The organism is Bifidobacterium criceti, assembly GCF_002286935.1.
In the GTDB taxonomy this organism is placed as follows: domain Bacteria; phylum Actinomycetota; class Actinomycetes; order Actinomycetales; family Bifidobacteriaceae; genus Bifidobacterium; species Bifidobacterium criceti.
This window is the reverse complement of record NZ_MVOH01000014.1, coordinates 1-18962: the sequence shown is the minus strand read 5'-3', so window position 1 is coordinate 18962 and position 18962 is coordinate 1. Positions and strand designations below refer to the sequence as shown.

The 18962-nt window shown below is 58.8% G+C and carries 17 protein-coding genes and 4 tRNA genes; 14 read left to right on the top strand and 7 right to left on the bottom strand.

Annotation, left to right across the window (positions count from 1 at the left end; all coding sequences use genetic code 11):
- Positions 1-9 precede the first annotated feature (9 nt).
- Positions 10-1158 (top strand): molecular chaperone DnaJ, encoded by a 1149-nt coding sequence (gene dnaJ, locus B1526_RS05700; protein WP_095615115.1) that lies wholly within the window; start codon positions 10-12, stop codon positions 1156-1158.
- 22 nt (positions 1159-1180) lie between these two features.
- Here dnaJ and B1526_RS05695 read toward each other — a convergent pair whose 3' ends face one another.
- Positions 1181-1975: a fructosamine kinase family protein gene (locus tag B1526_RS05695; RefSeq protein WP_095615114.1), complete on the bottom strand. Its 795-nt coding sequence runs from the start codon at positions 1973-1975 to the stop codon at positions 1181-1183.
- A 265-nt stretch (positions 1976-2240) separates the two neighbouring features.
- Here B1526_RS05695 and B1526_RS05690 point away from each other — a divergent pair, with 265 nt between their 5' ends.
- Positions 2241-3131, top strand: coding sequence for an undecaprenyl-diphosphate phosphatase (locus B1526_RS05690; protein ID WP_095615113.1), 891 nt, complete (start codon positions 2241-2243; stop codon positions 3129-3131).
- Positions 3132-3220: 89 nt separating this feature from the next.
- On the opposite strand, the gene B1526_RS05685 is transcribed toward B1526_RS05690, so the two are convergent.
- The gene (locus tag B1526_RS05685; RefSeq protein WP_095615112.1) at positions 3221-4021 is read right to left on the bottom strand and encodes a PAC2 family protein; all 801 of its coding nucleotides are present in this window, start codon (positions 4019-4021) and stop codon (positions 3221-3223) included.
- 281 nt (positions 4022-4302) lie between these two features.
- Between B1526_RS05685 and B1526_RS05680 the strand changes: the two genes are divergently transcribed.
- From B1526_RS05680 to B1526_RS05645, 8 genes are all read left to right on the top strand, one after another.
- Positions 4303-4375: transfer RNA gene (locus B1526_RS05680), tRNA-Gly, on the top strand.
- Between the two features lie 28 nt (positions 4376-4403).
- A tRNA-Cys gene (locus B1526_RS05675) sits at positions 4404-4474 on the top strand.
- A gap of 30 nt (positions 4475-4504) precedes the next feature.
- Positions 4505-4576, top strand: a tRNA-Val gene (locus B1526_RS05670).
- Between the two features lie 33 nt (positions 4577-4609).
- A tRNA-Val gene (locus B1526_RS05665) sits at positions 4610-4682 on the top strand.
- Between the two features lie 567 nt (positions 4683-5249).
- On the top strand, positions 5250-5669 hold the full coding sequence (locus B1526_RS05660; RefSeq protein WP_095615111.1) for a GntR family transcriptional regulator: 420 nt from the start codon (positions 5250-5252) through the stop codon (positions 5667-5669).
- Positions 5666-6553, top strand: coding sequence for an ABC transporter ATP-binding protein (locus B1526_RS05655; protein WP_095615110.1), 888 nt, complete (start codon positions 5666-5668; stop codon positions 6551-6553). Before B1526_RS05660 ends, B1526_RS05655 begins: the two co-directional genes overlap by 4 nt.
- Entirely contained in the window at positions 6550-7173 is a 624-nt protein-coding gene (locus tag B1526_RS05650) for an ABC-2 transporter permease (protein WP_095615109.1), read from the top strand. Before B1526_RS05655 ends, B1526_RS05650 begins: the two co-directional genes overlap by 4 nt.
- 239 nt (positions 7174-7412) lie before the next feature.
- A complete protein-coding gene (locus B1526_RS05645; protein ID WP_095615108.1) occupies positions 7413-8075 on the top strand; it encodes a hypothetical protein in 663 nt (220 codons plus the stop codon).
- 182 nt (positions 8076-8257) lie between these two features.
- Here B1526_RS05645 and B1526_RS05640 read toward each other — a convergent pair whose 3' ends face one another.
- The 3 genes from B1526_RS05640 to B1526_RS05630 all read right to left on the bottom strand — a co-directional run bounded on the left by B1526_RS05640 (position 8258) and on the right by B1526_RS05630 (position 10361).
- Entirely contained in the window at positions 8258-9016 is a 759-nt protein-coding gene (locus B1526_RS05640; protein WP_235607065.1) for a hypothetical protein, read from the bottom strand.
- A gap of 114 nt (positions 9017-9130) precedes the next feature.
- Complete coding sequence (locus B1526_RS05635; RefSeq protein WP_133088487.1) at positions 9131-9505, bottom strand: hypothetical protein; 375 nt, start codon at positions 9503-9505, stop codon at positions 9131-9133.
- Between the two features lie 70 nt (positions 9506-9575).
- The gene (locus tag B1526_RS05630; RefSeq protein ID WP_095615105.1) at positions 9576-10361 is read right to left on the bottom strand and encodes a hypothetical protein; all 786 of its coding nucleotides are present in this window, start codon (positions 10359-10361) and stop codon (positions 9576-9578) included.
- A 195-nt stretch (positions 10362-10556) separates the two neighbouring features.
- Between B1526_RS05630 and B1526_RS05625 the strand changes: the two genes are divergently transcribed.
- The 3 genes from B1526_RS05625 to B1526_RS05615 are packed head-to-tail and all read left to right on the top strand — an operon-like array spanning position 10557 to position 13664.
- A complete protein-coding gene (locus B1526_RS05625; RefSeq protein ID WP_095615104.1) occupies positions 10557-11840 on the top strand; it encodes a hypothetical protein in 1284 nt (427 codons plus the stop codon).
- The gene (locus tag B1526_RS05620) at positions 11837-12730 is read left to right on the top strand and encodes a hypothetical protein (protein WP_095615103.1); all 894 of its coding nucleotides are present in this window, start codon (positions 11837-11839) and stop codon (positions 12728-12730) included. The genes B1526_RS05625 and B1526_RS05620 overlap by 4 nt, the downstream gene beginning before the upstream one ends.
- A 4-nt stretch (positions 12731-12734) precedes the next feature.
- Positions 12735-13664 (top strand): ImmA/IrrE family metallo-endopeptidase, encoded by a 930-nt coding sequence (locus B1526_RS05615; protein ID WP_095615102.1) that lies wholly within the window; start codon positions 12735-12737, stop codon positions 13662-13664.
- 32 nt (positions 13665-13696) lie between these two features.
- Here the strand turns inward: B1526_RS05615 and B1526_RS05610 are convergent, their stop codons facing one another.
- Together B1526_RS05610 and B1526_RS05605 are read right to left on the bottom strand one after the other, a co-directional pair.
- Positions 13697-17161 carry a type I restriction endonuclease subunit R gene (locus tag B1526_RS05610; RefSeq protein ID WP_162287944.1) on the bottom strand — a complete coding sequence of 1155 codons (3465 nt, stop codon included), beginning with the start codon at positions 17159-17161 and terminating at the stop codon, positions 13697-13699.
- A gap of 73 nt (positions 17162-17234) precedes the next feature.
- On the bottom strand, positions 17235-18380 hold the full coding sequence (locus tag B1526_RS05605; protein WP_327078352.1) for a restriction endonuclease subunit S: 1146 nt from the start codon (positions 18378-18380) through the stop codon (positions 17235-17237).
- On the opposite strand from B1526_RS05605, the gene B1526_RS05600 reads away from it, so the two are divergent.
- Positions 18330-18962: transposase family protein (locus B1526_RS05600; RefSeq protein ID WP_456061922.1), on the top strand; the 633-nt coding region annotated here is incomplete at its 3' end. The two genes, B1526_RS05605 and B1526_RS05600, sit on opposite strands and share 51 nt — an antisense overlap.

The window sequence follows — 18962 nt, the reverse complement described above, 5'->3', positions numbered from 1 at the left end:
AACCTGGCAGTGGCTGACTACTACGAAACGCTTGGCGTGGAACGCACGGCTACCGAAGAGGAGATCAAGCGGGCGTACCGCAAGATGAGCCGCAAATACCATCCCGACATCGCCGGACCCGAATACGAGGACAAGTTCAAGGAGGTCAACAGCGCCTACGAGGTGCTCTCCGACCCGGACAAGCGCAGGATGTACGACGCGGGCGTCGACCCGAACGGCCCGAACGGCGGCGGCGCGGGCTTCGGCGGGTCAGGTGCGTTCGACATGGGCGACATCTTCAGCCAGTTCTTCACCGGCGCGTTCGGCGGGGGCGGGGAAGGGCCGGTCCCACGCACACAGCCGGGCCGCGACACGCTCGCGTCCCTCGCGATTTCGCTCAAGACGGCCGTGTTCGGCGGCACACAGGACCTCGAATACAGCACGTTCGGTGTATGCGAGCATTGCGAGGGGACCGGTTCCGAGGACCGCAAGCCGCCTGTCACGTGCCCGCAATGCCATGGCACCGGACACGTCCAGAAGGTCGTGCGCACGATGCTCGGCCAGATGATGACGTCCGCGCCGTGCGAACGGTGCGAGGGGCATGGCACGATCATCGAGCATCCGTGCACGGTGTGCCACGGCCATGGCCGCGTCCCCACACGCCGTACGATCGGCGTCCCCGTCCCGGCGGGCGTCGCCGACCGCATGCGCATCCGCCTTGCCCATCAGGGTGAGGTCGGCGAATGCGGCGGCGAGGAAGGCGACCTCTACGTCGACATCCGTGTACGCCGCGACCGCCAGTACACGCGTGACGGCGACGACCTGCATTGCTGGATCACGGTGCCGATGACATGGGCCGTGCTCGGCCGCGAAACGTCGATCGACACATTCGATGGCGCGCAGACGCTCGAGATTCCCGACGGATGCCAACCGGGACAGTCGATCGAACTCAAAGGTCTCGGCGTGACGCACCTCGACGGCGACGGCTCGCGCGGCGACCTCGTCGTGCATATCGACGTGCAGATTCCGACGAAGCTCAACGACCGCGAGCGCAAGCTCATCGACGAATTCGGCCAGCTACGCAAGGACGGTGAGCGTTCCGTCGATGCGCAGGGCTCGAAGCCGGTCCCGTCACAGAAGAAGGGGTTCTTCAGCAAGATCAAGGACGCGTTCAGCTGAGTTCGGCTGGAGCCGGCCGTCGTCAGCCGAGCAGTGACCGGCACACCTGCCGGTATTCGCTGACGTAGCCGCCGCCGAAGAACACGCAGTGTCCGGCGATCGGGTAGAGCTGCCAGAGTGTTGTACGTTCCTCGTAGCCGGCTTTGAGCGGGTGGACGGATTGGTATCCGGCTGTGATGTCGCTCAGATAGGACATGCCGAACAGGTGGAGCATCGCGAGGTCCTCCTCGCGGTGGCCGCCGTGTGCGGCGGGGTCGATGAGGACGGCTTCGACGTGTCCGCTGTCGCCTGTCCACATGACGTTGCCGCTCCACAGGTCGCCGTGCACGCGTGCGGGCTTGTCCGTGGCGGCGCGTCCGAGGAGTTCGGGCAGTGCGTCGATGACGTCGTTCGTCAGGTTCATGTCCGACGCGCGCAGTGTGCCGCGTTCGATGCCGAGCTGCACCATCGGGCGCAGGCGTCCTTCGGCGAGGTAGGTGGCCGGATCGGTCCATGTGCCGGTGTCCATCGGCACCGGGTCCTGCAAGGGACCGAAGTAGCATGTGCCGTCGTAGCCGTCCGGCGCGGAGCCGAAGTACGGTGCGCCGGCGTCGTGCATATGCGCGAGCGCCGCGCCGAAGCGGTAGGCGGCGTCGGGCGTCGCTGGGCAGGGGGCCACACGTTCGATGTCGAGGTGGTCGTCGCCCCAGTCGAACACCTTGACGACGCGTGGTCCGCCTTCGGGTTGCGCCGCGCCGAGCCATTCAAGGCCTTTGCCTTCGCATTCGAAGAACCCTTTGGGTGCGAACGCCCTGCTTTTCCTGTATACCGAAGTCATCGTCGAGGCTCCTTCCTGCTGAGGGATGGTTGTAGGTTGGTCATGCGCGCCGTGGTGGCGCTGTCCTCTCCCATCGTAGGACGGTGGTGGTATGCGCGTTCGGCGCAAAACGGCCGTCCGTGCGTGGGGCATCGTGCATGTCCGGTATGGGTCGTGTGGATGGACTGTCCCTACGCCGCCGGTGCACATGTGGGTGTGATGGAATGGGTCGCGGTACAGTGAACATGAAGTCTATCCGATTATCCATCTATCTCAACGAGGGTTCATGAACTTCTTTCAGGCCATCTTCCTCGGACTTGTGCAGGCGTTGACCGAGTATCTGCCGGTCTCGTCAAGCGCGCATATCCGCATCATCGGCGATCTCATGCTTGGGCAGGATCCGGGTGCGGCGTTCACGGCGATCATCCAGATCGGCACCGAGCTCGCCGTCCTGTTGTATTTCCGCCATGACATCTGGAACATCCTCAAGAACTGGTGCCTGTGCCTTGCGGGCAAGCACGGCTCCGATTGGCGGCACCGCATGGGCGCGGGCAACAAGGACGCGCGACTCGGCTGGTACATCATCATCGCGACGATCCCGATCGTCGTCGCAGGCCTCTTGTTCCAGGACGCGATCGAAAGCACGTTGCGCAACCTGTGGATCACCGCGGCGATGCTGCTCATCTTCGGCATCATCCTGTGGATCGTCGATGATCGTGCGCCGCAGGCGAAGACGATCGACGACATGACGACGAAGGATTCGGTCCTGTATGGCATCGGCCAGATGCTCGCCCTCATCCCGGGCGTCTCCCGTTCGGGTGGCACGATCACGTTCGGCCGCGCGATGGGCTACACGCGCGAGGCCGCCGTGCGCTGCGCGTTCCTCATGGCGATCCCCGCCGTGTTCGGCGCCGGCATCCTCGAGGCGTACAAGGCGATCCATGGGGGAGCGGCCGCCGATCCGATGTTCCCGGGGTGGGGCGCGACGATCGCGGCGACCGTCGTCGCGTTCGTCGTCGGCTACATCGTCATCATCGGTTTCCTCAAGTTCGTTTCGACGTTCTCGTACAAGGCGTTCGCGATCTACCGCATCGTGCTTGCGGTCGTCGTCGCGGTGCTGCTGCTCACCGGCGTCCTGCAGCCGCTTGAGGGTGCGCCGCTTGGAGGCAACGCGTGACACGCTGACATCTTCGTGTGTATATGGTTCGGCGCCCACGGAATTTCGATTCCGTGGGCGCCGAACCATATACACACAATGACGTTGTTTCAGATCTGCTGGTCACGCAGATAGGCCTCCGCTTCCTGGACGAGCTGTTCGACCGCGGGCGTTCCGGAGGATGCGATGTCTTTCGCATGTTGGCGCATGTCCGCGTCATGCTCGAGCTGGTCCACATACTGCGCGAGGTCGGCGTTGCTGCGCACCATGATGTCGCAGTGCGCGCGCCACTGTTCCGCTCGCTCCGCGATCTCCTTGGGGTCGAGTCTGACGCCGATGATGTCGGAGAGCGTCTCGAGGAGCTGCAATGTGGCCTGGGGGCATGGGTCTGACCCGAAGTACTGGGGCAGCGACACCCAAATCGCCTTCGTCTCGTACCCCTCTTCGATCGCCGCTACATCGAGCACGTGGGGGATGCCGATCGGGCCGTTGTATTCGTTGTCCGGATCCGTCTGTTCGCCGCCGATGCTCATGTCCATCGGCAGCGGCCTCGTATGCGGGCATTCGGCGAACATCGATCCGAGCGTGATGATGCTGTCCACATCATATTGGCGTGCAAAATGCAGGCTTTCCTTGCAGTATTCCATCCACTGGTAGTTCGGTTCCGGTCCGAGCTGTGCGAGGATGTGCAGCGATTCGTTTATCGTGATGTCGTAGAACGCGGTCTGCGGCCACAGGATGCGCCGCGTGCCCTGGATGACGCATTGCATCGGGCGTGCGGTCTGATAGTCGTAGTAGCCGTCCCGGCTGATGTGGCCGACCTCAAGCGCATGGAACTTGGAGACCAGATGGCGGATAACGTTCGTCGCGCTTTGCCCGGCGTCGTTCCAACCGTCGAATGCCGCGACCATGATGTATTTCGCTCTGGTTCTCTGTCCGTACATGGTTCTTACTCTAATCCCCGGTTTGTTCCGGAATTGTGAAGATTAGCCCCGGGCTGACACTGTGTACAAACAGCTCGGCATGAATGTTGGTTTTCACAGCATAGATTGCCCCAACGGGCGCATATGCGCCACGTCCGCACTGTGGTCGCGCCATGTGCGACACGCCGACGTGTTGCGAATGACGTCCGTGTCGTTTAAGGTAGTCAATCGTGCTCAGACAGCGGCGAAGGCCCTTCTGGACGGCACATGCGGACATAGCTTAGTTGGTAAAGCGCGACCTTGCCAAGGTCGAGACCGCGGGTTCGAGTCCCGTTGTCCGCTCTAAGGTCCACAATGTGCAGACCTTGTTGGTGGGTTAGCCAAGCGGTTAGGCAGCGGCCTGCAAAGCCGTATAGACGAGTTCGACTCTCGTACCCACCTCGCATGGATGAGCGATCATCCGAGCCGACCGGGCGGTTGGCGCAGTGGTAGCGCACTTCCCTGACACGGAAGGGGTCACAAGTTCGAATCTTGTATCGCCCACGAGCCGAGCAATCGGCGCATATAACCGAATACGGGTGATTGGCGCAGCGGCTAGCGCACTTCCTTCACACGGAAGGGGTCGTAGGTTCGATTCCTACATCACCCACAGATACAGCGAGAGGCCCCCGGATGCATTCCGGGGGCCTCTCGCGTTCCCTGCGGTGGCGGATCGGTTTCAGGGGACTGCCCTCGGAGATATCGCGAGCGTCGCGCGGTGCCGCAGGATGCTGCATGACGCGACGCTGCATCACCCCTGCGCGACGTGCGATACCGCGATATGCGCTGCCGCTGGACTTTGCGGCACCTGTTTGCGTCGCACGATCTCGCTGCATGTGGCAACGATGGACGGATGTGGGCTCCCGTCGTCGCGCGGTGCCACCGAGTGCGGTGCCGATGAACAAATCTGCGTTCGTGTCCTGCAGACGTGCGTCGTCCAGTCCGAGGGCATGAGGTCAGCTGATGCTGACGTGTACACGTTTGCCTAGGGCACTGGCGATTTTGCCCAGTGTTTTGAGCGGTTGGACGACACGCCGAAACCGCAAACGCCCTCGGTTCGTCGTCGAAAGTTATATACTGTATCTCACTGTTGTATAGTGTTATATACCACGTTCGGACATCGTGGATGAAACGTCGGTATCGCACAAGGACACGAAGCACACACGATGAGGAGATCATGGACATCATCATCAATCCGACATCGATGACGCCGATCTACGAACAGATCGTCGACCGCATACGCGCGCTCATCAAGCAAGGCGAACTCAAGGCGGGCGACCCGCTGCCGTCGGTGCGCGGCCTCGCGCGGCAGTGCGCGATCTCGGCGCTCACCGCGAAGAAGGCGTACGACGTGCTCGAACAGGAGGGACTCGTCGTCACCGCGCAGGGCAAAGGCACGTTCGTCGCCGACGTCTCACCGAACATCGTCGCCGAGGAACTCAACCGCCAGGTCGAAGAGGAATTCGCCCAGGCGATCGCGAAGGCGCGCCGATTGCGGCTGGGCGACGCGGAGATCAGGGAACTTGTCACGATGCTGCTCGACGACACCGAAGACAGTGCGGACAGCGGTGCACACACGGAAGGAGCAACGCGATGACGAACGATGTGATCATGCTCGACGATGTCACGAAACGGTACGACGATTTCACGCTCGATGTGACGATGCATGTGCCGCAGGACACGATCACCGCACTCGTCGGCGTCAACGGATCGGGAAAGACGACGACGTTCCGCATCATCCTCGGACTCACGACACCGGACAGTGGCAACGGCACACTGCTTGGCGCGGACGTCACCGGACTGCCGAACGCCGTCAAACGACGCGTGGGCGCCGTCCTCGCGGATTCGTCGTTCGACGTGGCGTTCACGGGCGCCGACGTCATCCGTCAGATGCAGGCGTTCTATCCGGACTTCGACACCGCGTGCTGCGACGCGCTGCTTGCGCGGTTCGGCCTGCCGAAGGACAGGAAGATGGAGGAGTTCTCGACCGGTATGGCGGCGAAGTTCAAGACAATCATCGCGATGAGCCACAGGCCCGACGTGCTCATCCTCGACGAGCCGACCGCCGGTCTCGACGTCGTCGCACGCAGCGAACTGCTCGACGTGCTGCGCGCCTACATGGAGACACCGGGCCGCTCGATCCTCATCAGTTCGCACAATTCGAAGGACATCGAGACGTTGTGTGACGACTTCTACCTCATCGACCGCGGCCGCATCCTGCTGCATGAGACAATCGACCGGCTGCGCGACGACTACGCGGTCCTCATGCTCACCGACGAGCAGGCGAAAACGCTCGACGGCACGCACATCCTCGCGAGCGCGCATGTGCACGGCGGTGTCCGTGCGCTCACCGACGCGCGGCGGTATGTCGAGGAGAATATGCCCGGCGTCGCGGTCGTGCGCGGCGACATCGACGAATTGGTCACGATCATCGCTGCGGCCGGTGCTCACGGCGCACGTAACGAAAGGAGCAGGTCATGAAAGGGTTGTTCGAGCGGGATGTCATCGCAATGGGCAAGAATCGTGTGTTCCTCGCCGTGATGGTCGTGCTGTGCGTGTGCTATGTCGTTTCGGACATGTACGTCACGGGCGTGTTGCTCATGCCGATGCTGTTCGCGACGGTGTGCGGCGCGATGGTGCGCAATGACATGAGCGCGCCGATACGGCGCGCGTTGTTCGCGTTGCCGTTCGGCAAAGGGGAGTACGTCGCGGAGAAGTACCTCGTTTCGACTGCCCCATCCATTCTGTTCGCCATCGCGCTGCAATCGGTCAGCGCGGCCGTGCACCGGCAGACGTTCGCGCAGTCGGTGATGGTCGTCGCATGCGCGGCGTTCCTGACGGCGCTCACCGTGTCGGTCGAGATCCCGGTGAACATCGTCTTCCGCGACCGTGCGCAGGTCGCGCGCGTATGTGTGCTCGCGGTCGTGTTCACGCTCGTCGTGCTCGCGGTGTCGATCGACATGGGCCCCGAAGGGTTGCTGCGGACGATCGCGTCGATACCGGCGTGGGCATTGTATGGCGCGGGTGTCGCGATTGGCGTCGCGTCGCTCGCCGTGTCCGCGATGGTCTCCTTGCATGCGTTGCGCCGTGCACAGCTGTGAGATGACAGCATGAGTCGATTGGGGGAGCGATGGTTCCCCTTTTTTGTAGGCCAATGCCACACAAGTTATTCGTGGTCACAGGATTATTCGATTCATCTTTATTTCACGACAGACGCTACAGCGCCGGTCCTGCATACTGAAATAATTCTTTATGAATGGGATATGAGCATCTACGCTGTGTGTTGCTTTATATGATATAGTTATATGTTTATAGAAATTGAGAGGGAGGGGAACCCAACATGAAACTGCTCGAACAAATCGGACAAATAGTCCTCACACTGATCGCCATCGCCATCGTCGGCGGCATCATCATCTTCGCAGTCGCAGGCGTCGGCGCAATCACGGGCATCCAATTCATCGGCAACATCCTCATGCCGACCGACGAAACCGGACGCTACAAGTGCACAGGCCTCAACGCTTGGGACGAAGCCGTATGCGACACCTCACAGAACACGTTCGGCCTCAATGGCTTCAATGGCATGCTCGCAGGCATCGGCCTGCTCGTCGCCCTGTTCGCCGTCACCTACATCATCTGCACAATCGCCGGCGCTATCGGCAGCAAGACCAACTCCAAACACCCGATCCTGATCACCATCGCCATGTCCCCGTTCATCGTCGGCCCGGCCGCATGGCTCATGCTCACCTACCGCCACAACTGGCTGATGATCATACTCAGCGGCATCATATGCCTCATTGGTCTCGCCTGTGCGCATGGCGTGGCGGCTGACCCGGGCCCGACCTATGAGGAGCGGCAGGAAATGAAACGCCATAATGGCATGGCGGACAGCGAAATCCGCCGCAAGGTCGATGAGGCACTGTCCAACATGGAACAGGCGAAAATGCAGGAAAACGCCGTGCCATCGGCGAGTGTGGAGACATTCACCAATCTACGTCGCGACTGACCAAACCTAACCTTTGCTCCATCTGGACAGTAAAGGAAAGCGCATGCCGGCATCCAATCGGATGTACGGCATGCGCTTTTTGTATTGGTGCAGTGGCCCATGCGCAGGCTACAACTGTTTTTGCCTCACACGTACACATGCGGATACCCGAATCACACGTGAGCGTTGCTGTACGTTGATCGTTACGCATTGGCTTTCGTGAACCAGTCAATGATCTCGCGTTCGGATACGGGATGCATGTCCCACGCGTCGAGTCCGACGTTGACGCTACGCGCATCGGTGCCATCGGGGACGCCCTGATGCGTATGGCCGTACAGGAGCCAGCCATCCGTCGCCGGTGCCTCGTCGACGAAATCGGCGGCGTTCGGAGCCTGGTCATTCGTTACGGTGGCGCCTTCGCGTACCGCCTCTACGGCGCTGCGCCGCGGGAAATGCGAAAGTGTCACCGGTTGCTCCGCGATGTCGCCTGTGATGCTGTCGCCGGACAACACCGGCAACGGCATCATGATCTGCGCGCACGCATCGATCGTCTCGAACACGCTGCTGTATATGCCGTCCTTCGTCCGGTCTTCGAAGTTGAAATCATGGTTGCCGATGACCATATGCAGATGGCGGCAGTCGATTTCACGCAACCGCCGTATCGTGTGGTCGGCCGAACAACGGAATGAGACATCGCCGAGTATCCACAGCTCATCATCAGCACCCACCGTGCCATTGATATGTGCGATGACGGCATTGTCATGCGCGTCGACATCCGCTATGCGGCGGAACGCGGTCTTATGATCGCGCACATACTGGCTGAGCCATGTTTGGGCATTGTCGCGTCCTTCATCACGCCAGATCCCCAGATACCGCGAGCGTACATCACCGTCCTTGATATACCCGCGCAATGCGGAGACGAGGGGATGACCGAAATGCGTGTCGGAAGTGAAATAGCGCATATGCTTCCTCCTGCCAGCGGTCATGGCGCATCATCGCATGAAGTATCTGTGGCGTTCTGTGGTGCCGATGCCGCGCAATGAGCATAGCATAGTGCGGCATGCGGGCATCGCCGATTACCCACGGATGCGTTGCGCGCTGGCATAGTATGTGCGGAACGCCGCGGCTCGCTCTTCCTGGGTGTCCAATTGGGAGAACCAGTTGTCGCTTGTCGTCGCGTCGATGATGAAGTGCAGGCACAATAGGAAATGCTTGGGGCAGTAGAACCGTGTGTTGGCCATGCCATCGAAGTCGATGTTGGTGATCGAGAATGTGGCTACATCATCGCACGTACCGTACAGATAATTGCATGATTCGTCGTGGGGTCCGTCGTCATTGTCGAACAGCGGACCGATGGTGTCGATGAAATCACCATCATCCTGTGTTTGCGTATTGTCGGGCGTGATGGTGAGTGCATGTGTGTCCACACAGGTCACGTTTAGCGATATCATGATGACTCCTTATCTGATGCATTGTTGTGATGAAATATGAAATATAGGTCAATGGACGAAGACAGGTCCGTCAATATTGTTGTGGTTCGTATCGTTTGTTCAGTGCGTGTGGCGGCAGAAATAGCAGTTGTTCCTGCGGTACCTCCTGTGGATTGAGATGCGCATCGCGAATCAAATTGAGTACATTGAGACAATCGGTGATATCGCGTTCCATATCATCGTCCGAGAGCATGGAGCCCTTGTCGAAGAGCTGCGGGTAGGCTCGCATCTGCATGCGCAGTGACACCGCGTCATAGATGCCGAGGTCGATGATCAATCCATTGTCATCGGTTTTCCATACCACGACGCTCTCACTTGGCAGCGCCAATGTGAATCCGGTACGTACACAATTGAGGGCGAGCGCGCAGCCTTCCCGCTTGTTGTAGTCGTCGGTGAGGAAACCATGCCTATGCAGCACGTTGGTGCGTTGGACGTTCGTCAATATACGGTGCTCATCCAAGCCGCCTTCATCAAGGAAACGCACGACGAAATCGCCGGTGCTCACCGAATTGACCGGGGTGAGGGAGCGCAGTGCGGCCATATTGAACGCGATCTCCTTGAGTGTGTCGTGTTGTATCCGCATGCGCGAATCATGCCAGTCGCGACGCAACAGCAGGAACGCGGAAGGCCAACCATACTTGTTGCATTCGAGTGTTGAAAAATCCTTGAAGCCAGTGATACGGAATTGCTCGGCCGCATGCGCGAGCTGCTCATTGAACGAACGCTGTACCTGTTCGACTGCATCAGGTCGGCTTGTGTCCCCGACCCAGATGAACCCTTCGCCATGACCATCGATGTCGTTGTATGCATTGTTCATGACCCATCAATCCTTTCCTGTTGTGCACGATTCGTTGCGGTGGTATAGCTATGAACCGGATAAAACTTGCGACCTGTCGCCAAAACAGTCGGTGTAACGGACATATTGTCCGGTTGGTGACGGTGAGGGTTGTCCGTTCGTGCGTCGACTCGCTAGAATCAGACATGCCGCAGAAGGATAGCGAAAGGGGGAGTGATGCCGAACAAACAGGCGAAAACGACATGGGATCCCGCACAACATCCGAGAGGGTGGGCCGCGGAATGGTTCGAAGCACCTGAAACGCCCGATGATGGCAGTTACCGGATCGGCGAGGAAATCCGTGACTTGAGGAAGCCGGGCCCGAAGACTATCGGCGTCTTGGGGAAGACCTGCAACAGCAGGATTGTGTTCTACCCGGATTTGCAAGCCATGTTTGCATACCAGGATGACACGGATGGTTGTGGCGCCGACCAGATGGGTGAGTACTGGGCGAATGAGTTCTGCACGATGCATATGCTGTATGACAAGAAACGCAAGGCGATCGGATTGCGTCCCGCATTCATCAAGTTGTATCTCAGTTCCCACAGCGACCATCAGTTCCGTATCCGCTCCTATAAACCCGTTCATGATTTCTTCGGCAAGGAATTCGCCCAGAACACGGATTTCGGACGCCTTCGCGCGCGCGTCGAAGCCAGATTGCAACGGTGCACGTCTGTGGAATCCGGCGAGCCGGTCTTTGAGTACATCAAGGCCGCGTGCAATGCTCCCGAACGTAGTGAACACGTGAATGCGTGGCACGTGCTGGGCGCGCCCACTGCACGGACGACGAAGACGAAGGGAGCACTGGCCGAAGCCGGCGCCAAGGTCACGGTCTCGTGGCCTACCGAGGAAGAGGTGAGGGACGTGGACAGGAAACGTGCCGCCCTTGCCCTTGAATATGATCCCAAAACCGGCATGTTGTATCAGCAACGGGGGCCGAGGTATACGATTGGGAAAAATGGGGCAAAAGGAAGGATGTCACAGCTGGACGCATGGCTTTTGGCCGTGCTCACCGCGGCCGAAGGGTCGATGACGCTTTCCGAGATCGTCGAGGTGATGCTCATCGACCATCCCTATCTCGCCCCTGACCATCAGGTTGACATGCACATGGAATCACTGGAGTTTGAGGATGGTACGATGCGCACTGACGTCGAAATGAGCGCATATGGGCGGCATGTTCCTACAGGGTATCCGGATTCGACAGACCCCGCCGACGCGTTGGGCTTCTACGAGAGCCAGGAGATGGGGACTCGTGAGCAGCGGGCGTTGATCGGGATCATCCGCGCCGAATTACCCGAGGAGGCACAGGACTTGATTGATGTCCATGCGCTGCCGCCGCACATGCTGAGGGGACTTGCAATCGAAATACGTTGCAGACGTATGCGGACAACGAGTAAGGATGAGATTATCGAGCAGCTCGAATCCGAATTGCGTGAATCGATGAAGGAGGACCGCTCATGAACGAACGAACACCTGCGCAGATACCTCAGGAGATGCTCGACGTCACCAATCCCGATTACCGTCGTCAGGCGATTGAGGCAGGGCCACACGCCGGTCAGTTATGGATCGCCGAAGAGCAGGACCGCACCGAGTTCCTGATGATTGTAGACATTGATGAGTGCGATCCGCGCATCGCGCACATCATCCCGATGTCCAATGCCCCCATTGAGCAGACGTCGGACGGGCTTGTCATCGAAACAACGCCGTTGGGTATGCCGATGGTCGCATGGCCCTCGTTGGCGATTCCGATCCCCATCCGTGTATTGGATGTGCCACTTGGCGATTTCGAACCCACGGTCGTACAGGCCATCGCACACAACGAGCCTGATCTGGACCAACGGGTGCACCGGGCGGAGAATCCGGACGATTTCCTCACAGCATACGCCCAGGCATCCGCTCGGGCGCGGCTGTTCCAGCATTGGTGGACGATTGGCAAGCATCTGCCGCCACTGCATCAGGAAGCAGCCATCACATTCGGTGTCTCCGATGAGCGCAAAGCGTATGCGCAGGCGTTGAAGGATGTCCTTGGACTGAGCGCTGTGCAACGCAACGCGATCATGAACCATGGCATGCGTCTTACGGCGTCACAGGCCAAGAAGATGGAAAAGGCCGGTTTCGCATCCACTCCGCCCCAAGCGCAAGAGGCCATTCCCGATGAGTATCTGATTGCGGCCGAACAGCCCCGCTGGCACCAAGCCCTCGATGATATGGATCTTGATGGCAATGACGTTCGTTTGGAACTCGCCCGCACGGCGGCATTCGATCTCGCCGCCCGAACATCCGGCCACGATGCCGCCGCAGTGAACGGCGCGTTCCTTAAAGCCATCGAATCGATGAAGCACGGACAGTGATACGATGACGGATCCCAACGCCGCATTTCACCGCGCAGTGGACGAGCAGGCGAGGCGCATGATCGAGCTCGCCCGTACACTGCATCCTGAATTCGAAGAGGATTGCATCACGGATCCGGATATGCTTGCCAAGCATTGGCGTGGCGATGTGTCCATCCGCTTTGTCGATTCGTTGGTGGACAGCCAGCTACGTGATGATGCGTATGTGTTCTATGAGAACGACGGTGAGGACCGTTCCTCGCTCAATGATCTGCTCGGGTTGTTCAGTCCCTCCTTCGATAGCCGCCACGTCCATAGGATACAGGTCCAATACAGGAAGAAAGAGCGCAGGGACGAGCGCAAACGGATGAGCAACGACCGGACCCGGTATTCGATGCGCCGGTATTTCACGATACTGCATGAACTGGGCCATTATCTGCAACAGACCGACGATGACCTCGCCGAAACGCTTATGTCGATCAGCTCGACGAATTACAACAAACGTTTCGAGGAGGGGGCGTGCAATAGGTTCGCGTCGCTCTCATTGCTTCCGGATGCGTATATGCGTAAGCATTGCAGGATGCTCCGTGCATTCACCGCAAAGAACGTCGCGGATTTCTTCAAATCGGACCAGAGCCGTGGCACCCGCAGGGTATGCCGGGTGTCGCGGCAGGCGGTCACGAGGCGATTCGCTGACTTCCTTCCGGACGGAGGCTATACGGCTTTGGCGTATGCGATGGGGGACAGCGGCAGGATGCGCATCGTGTTTCGGGCGCATGCCGGCGGCGGCATCGAATACGGCCCGGCATGCACCGAAGATGAACACAACCTGTTTCAGGATGCCGGGCGTGTGCAGGTCGACAGGCAGACCAAGCGGGGCATGATGACGATGTCGGCGCAGCAGACAGGCAAGGGCGGCATCCGATGGCACATTATCGTCCTGAGGCCGTACTGATTATGACGCATGTCGCATGAGGGGATTGTGGGCTACTTGGCTGGTCCCTCCGCGTTGTGCTTGATGCGCTTGACGCAAGCGATGATGGTGCGCTGTTGGTCTTCGGAGAACAGCTTGTCCATCGTCTGTGGGCGGTCGAATGGAGGTTCGAACAATTCACCCGCTTCCTTGATGTACCCGTTCTTGGCGATTTGGTCGATCAGGAATTCCATGAACTCCCTTTGGGGGTCCGTCAGCTCATTGGCGTCAAGGAAATCAGCGAATGCCCGACGCACCGCCGCATGGTCCACGCCGGTCGTCTTGCGTACTGTCAGTCCCACTGGGTTGTCACCATACGCCTGTGCGTACTGCTCCTCGGAACCAATCGTCTTCATCAACGCGTTCTCGAGTTCGCTCCATTCAGGCATCGGAACAGGCTCATTATGTGCGATCATGCCGATCGCGCCTTCCTCGCGGTGCTTGTCGATGTAGTCCGTGACATCAGTCTTGTAGGCCGCGAGCGCATCGACCTGCACCAATTGGTCGAATGCCTCGCCTTCCACGCGCGAACGCACCTCGTCCTGCAATGCGGTGAACACGATTGCCTTTTCCCGCTCCTCTTTCGAATCCGAGATGAACCGGATGAGGCCGCGAAGCTCTTCGCGTACATCTTCAAGCCCATGTGCGTCGACATGCTTGATGAACGCAGGGTCGCTTGTGATGAGTTTGATTGTCTGCTGGTGTTCACGCACTTGGGGGGTCGTCATATGGTCGTCCAGTTGCGAGGCGACGTCGGTCAGCCGGTTGACATAGGCCTGGGTCTTCCCGCCGCCCACGCGCAATGCCATGAACTCATACATCATCGAGTCGAAGCGCAACGCGTGGATGTCATCGTCGCCATAATGGGCGAAGGGTGCGATCTCCTTGTCAAGGATCTGCACATCCTTGTCGTCGAGATGGTCGAACGCATGTTCGTCGCTGAATCGTACGATGGCGGCGCGGTGCAGTCGCGCAATGAATGTGTTCGTATCGATCGATGCGATTTGTGCTTGGGCATCGCGCACAAGCTCGTCCCGCCATTGCATGAGCTTGTCGTCGGATGTGCTTGCCGATGACTGCAATGATTCGATGAGATGCACTTGCTGACGGAAAATGCGTTCACTGAGCGAGACAGGGACGGAAGCCGGGATGCCTTCCGGATTCTGTCCGAAGAACCGCATATTGCCACAATAATCGAAGATGTAGAAGCGGCGCTTGTCCACGTATTCACCGTCCACGCCATCGACGCAGTCGAGGCCCTCGCAGGTTCGCGTGCCACGTCCGATCATCTGCCAGAACTTGATTTTCGAACGCACTTTCTTGAAGAACACGAGATTGACCACTTCGGGTACATCCACGCCCGTGTCGAGCATATCGACCGAGACGGCGATGATGGGCAACGGCTTGGTCTTGAATTCGTCGATCGCATTGTTCGCGTAGCTTTCGCTATGCACGATGACCTTCATCCACCCGTCTGCGGATTCCTTCGGGTAGAGTATGCCGAAGCGTTCCTCGATGAAACGAGCATGCGCCTGCGTCTGCGCGAAAATGATCGTCTTGCCGAGCCGTTCGCCACCCGCTGTTCGGATGCCGTTCTCCATCAGATCGAGGAGCACCTCGTCCACGGTGTCCTCGTTCATGACGAACGTGTTGAGTTCCGACGCGTTGATGTGCTTCGGCAGATCGCGCTGTTCGCGTTCCTCATCGTCGTCTGCGGGAACGGAGCCGAAGTCCTCCTCGTAGCGTTGTTTGTCCTCGTCGGACAATTCATCGTATGTGATGCCTTCATCGATGAATTTCGTGCTGCCTTCGATTGAGTAGAACGGCACCAGATACTTTGCTGCGAGTGCTTGCGCATACTCGTATTCGAACGTGGGTTCGCCTTCCTTCACATGGAAGAACTCAAAGGTATTGCGGTCCACATCCTTCGCCGGGGTTGCGGTGAGTCCGACCATGAGGCCGTCGAAATAGCGGAAGATCTCGCCGTACTTGTTGAAGATCGAGCGGTGCGCCTCGTCGATGATGATCAGGTCGAAATGGGCCACGCCGAACAGTGCGCTGCCGTCAGGGTGCTGCAGCGCGTCGATCGCGTTGATCATCGTCTGGTAGGTCGAGAACACGATGCGGGAGTCGGCCGCGCCGGACTTGTCATCGCACAGGTTGCACAGCGACTGGTCCTTCAGATATTCACCGAAGGAGCTTTTCGCCTGCCGGACAAGCTCGACACGGTCTGCCAGGAACAGCACATTCGTCACGAGTCCCGCGCGGGAGAATACGTCGACGAGTGCCGCGGAGACGCGCGTCTTGCCGGTGCCGGTCGCCATGACGAGCAGACTGCGCGCATGCCTGGCATCGATGTTGTCGCACACCGCCTTGATGGCTTCCAGCTGATAGTCGCGGCCAGCGATCTGCTTGTTCACTGGTACGAGCGCTGGATTGTTCCAGTCCCTGCTTTGCCGGAAACGACGGCCCAGGTCATTGGGGGAGTAGAATCCACCAACACGGTGCGACGGGCCGAAATGATCATCGGCGAGCCAGATCTCAAACCCGTTCGACAGGAACACGAACGGCCTGTACCCGTATTGCCGCTCAAGGCAATCCGCGTACAGCTTCGCCTGATGCTCGCCATCACGGGCGTCACGTGAGGTCTTCTTCGCCTCAATAATCGCAAGGGGCTTGCCATCCGGGCCATTGAGCAGATAGTCAATGCGTCCATGTTGCCCGGCATGGCCTTCCATATCCGGCACAGGCACTTCGGTGAGCGCATCCTCCCCGAGTGTCCATCCGGCCAGACGAAGTTCGTAATCGATGTAGATGCTCCGCGTCTTCGCTTCGGAGATATCGAAGGACGCCATCGTCGACTCGACGGGACGTGTCTTGCGAGTCTCGACGAGTTCCGCACGCACCGATTCCAGCTGACGGCGGATCTCGGCGATTTCCATTTCCTTCTGTGACATCTCCTCTTCACGCTGGCGTTCCCGCTCTGCGGCTTCCGACGCTTTCTGCCGTTGCAGCGCACGGGCCATCACGATCGGAATCTTCCGGGCGTCGAACGAACGCTTGACGAAGTCCTCGTTGTACAGCCGATCCACACCTTCGACGAACGAGAAGAGGCGAAGCAACGACTGCAGCGCCTCATCTTTCCCGTACTGCGTGTTCTTGTGCATGCTTTTGTTGCCTGGTGTCACGATGTCGCTACGCAGTTTATTGACTTCGTCTTGCCCCATGAGCCGAACGAACTCCGGTCCTTTGAGCAGATCACCCAACATCGGCACACCACGCTGCACCGAGATGTCCCCAAACTGCTCGGTCGCGTATATCCATTTCACCACCTGTTCGAGTGCCTTGCGTGAGTTTTCGACGACCGTATTGTATGAGAATCCCATGGCGCGCTCCGCCTCCATGCATGGTTTGGCGAAGGCCTCATAATCCGGATACTCAAGAAGGAATCCAAAGTTGCCGGTGAAGTTCGTGGACATGTGCTTTCCTCCGTGTGGTGGTGGGTATGGTTTCGCGACTTGGATAACCGGACAAAACATCGTCTGGTCTGGTTCAGATGGCGAAATATTGCTGTGCGAGACTGTCGTACAGCATCTGCAGTTGCTCAAGTGTTCTTGTTGTCGCATCCTTCATCTGGTTCACTTGCTCGACGAAGGCAGCGAAACGCTGCTGTGATGGCAATTGGACGTGTGGAATTGGAATTTGCACAAGAACCTGAGCATCCAGTTTGTATGTGCCATGCGCAGACTGGGTCGTTTCAGCCAGCAATAGCTGTTCCTGATTGCGCACCGCTTCCGCCAAGAATGTCGGGTCCATTGCATCTTTGGGGATAAGTGCCTTCATATCTTGATTAATTGTAACGTGTGGACCACTCAACACGGCAATGGGCACATCATGGGCAAGAATCATACCTCGTACTACAACGACCACCGTGGGCTCGGTGAATACAGTCATGGACGCGTCAGTAATTGCCTTTTCTGTGATGTGGTCCTGCGAATCAGTCAGATGAGGATGCTTCATATCCTTCGGACTAAACCAAGGGATAGTGCCATGCTCCCAGAAATCAGCATTCCTTTTTGAAGGCGTTTTACCACTCTGGAGCATGCAACACTCACCGAGCGTTACCATCTCTTGATCCGAACTGCCAAACATCTCAACGAAGCGGGATTGGATGAGCTCGTCGTATTTCTCCAGCATATCCTGCGCGATACGTTGAAGACGCTCAATCTCATCCAATCGGTTGGCAATGCGTCGCTGCAATACAGTATCTGGAACGCGTATTGCAACTTCCTTGAGCCATTTATAGTGCCTGCTGTAACCTCCGTCCGGAAGATCAACAAAGCGTAGCGCGTGGTATAGGTATCGCTGTTCTGTTGTTGGGTCTTTAGTCTCGAGCACTTTTGTGCCATCTGCGCCGATGAAGAACGGCTGTGTCACATATTTGAACACACCCGTATGGTCTCCGAAGACAATGGCAGGAACATTTTCATATATGCCCGTCGCGTCATCTGTATATCCTGCTATCGCATTTTGTCCTTGGTCAATAATCGGATATCGTCCCGATACACAGTAATCCGAAGCTTTAATGGCTCTTCTCAAGTTAGTGTGTAAGGGCCGTGCTTCATCATTGCTTGTGTGATAGAAAAATTGAATGAGGAAACACGGCCTGAACCCGAGTTTATCGTGTTCGACCCCCAACGTTTCCTTGGTTTGGATGAGATGGGTCTTCGTGTGCTCTCGTGGCGGCGTCTTGGCAGGCCGGACGGCCCGGGATTAAGGCAGATCAGGTGCGAGCCGGACTCGCACGACGCACGCTGGTGCCCCTCGTGCGGCGCGTATGCCAGGGTGCGTTCGTCGTGGCTGCGCACGCTGGCGCATGTGCCCTACGGCGACGACGCGGTGCATCTGCTGGTGCGCGTGCGCCGCTACGAGTGCGTGCCGTGCTCACGCTCGTGGAGCGATGATCTTGAGGCGGTGGGCGCCGGCAGGGGCGTGTTGAGCGTGCCGGCGGTGATGTGGGCGCTGCGGCGCGTGTGCCTGGACTCGATGACTGTCTCGGCGTGCGCCAGGCTGCTTCATGTGGCATGGGCGGTGGTCGACCGGGCGGTGCGCGAGCAGGGCATGCTGCTGCTCGAGCAGGCCGACCGGTTCTCCTCGGTGCGCGCGATCGGCGTGGACGAGCACGTGTGGCGCCACGGCGCGTTCGGAGACCGGTACGTGACCGTGATCGTCGACCTGACCCCGCGTTGCGACGGCAGGCCGGCAAGACTGCTGGACATG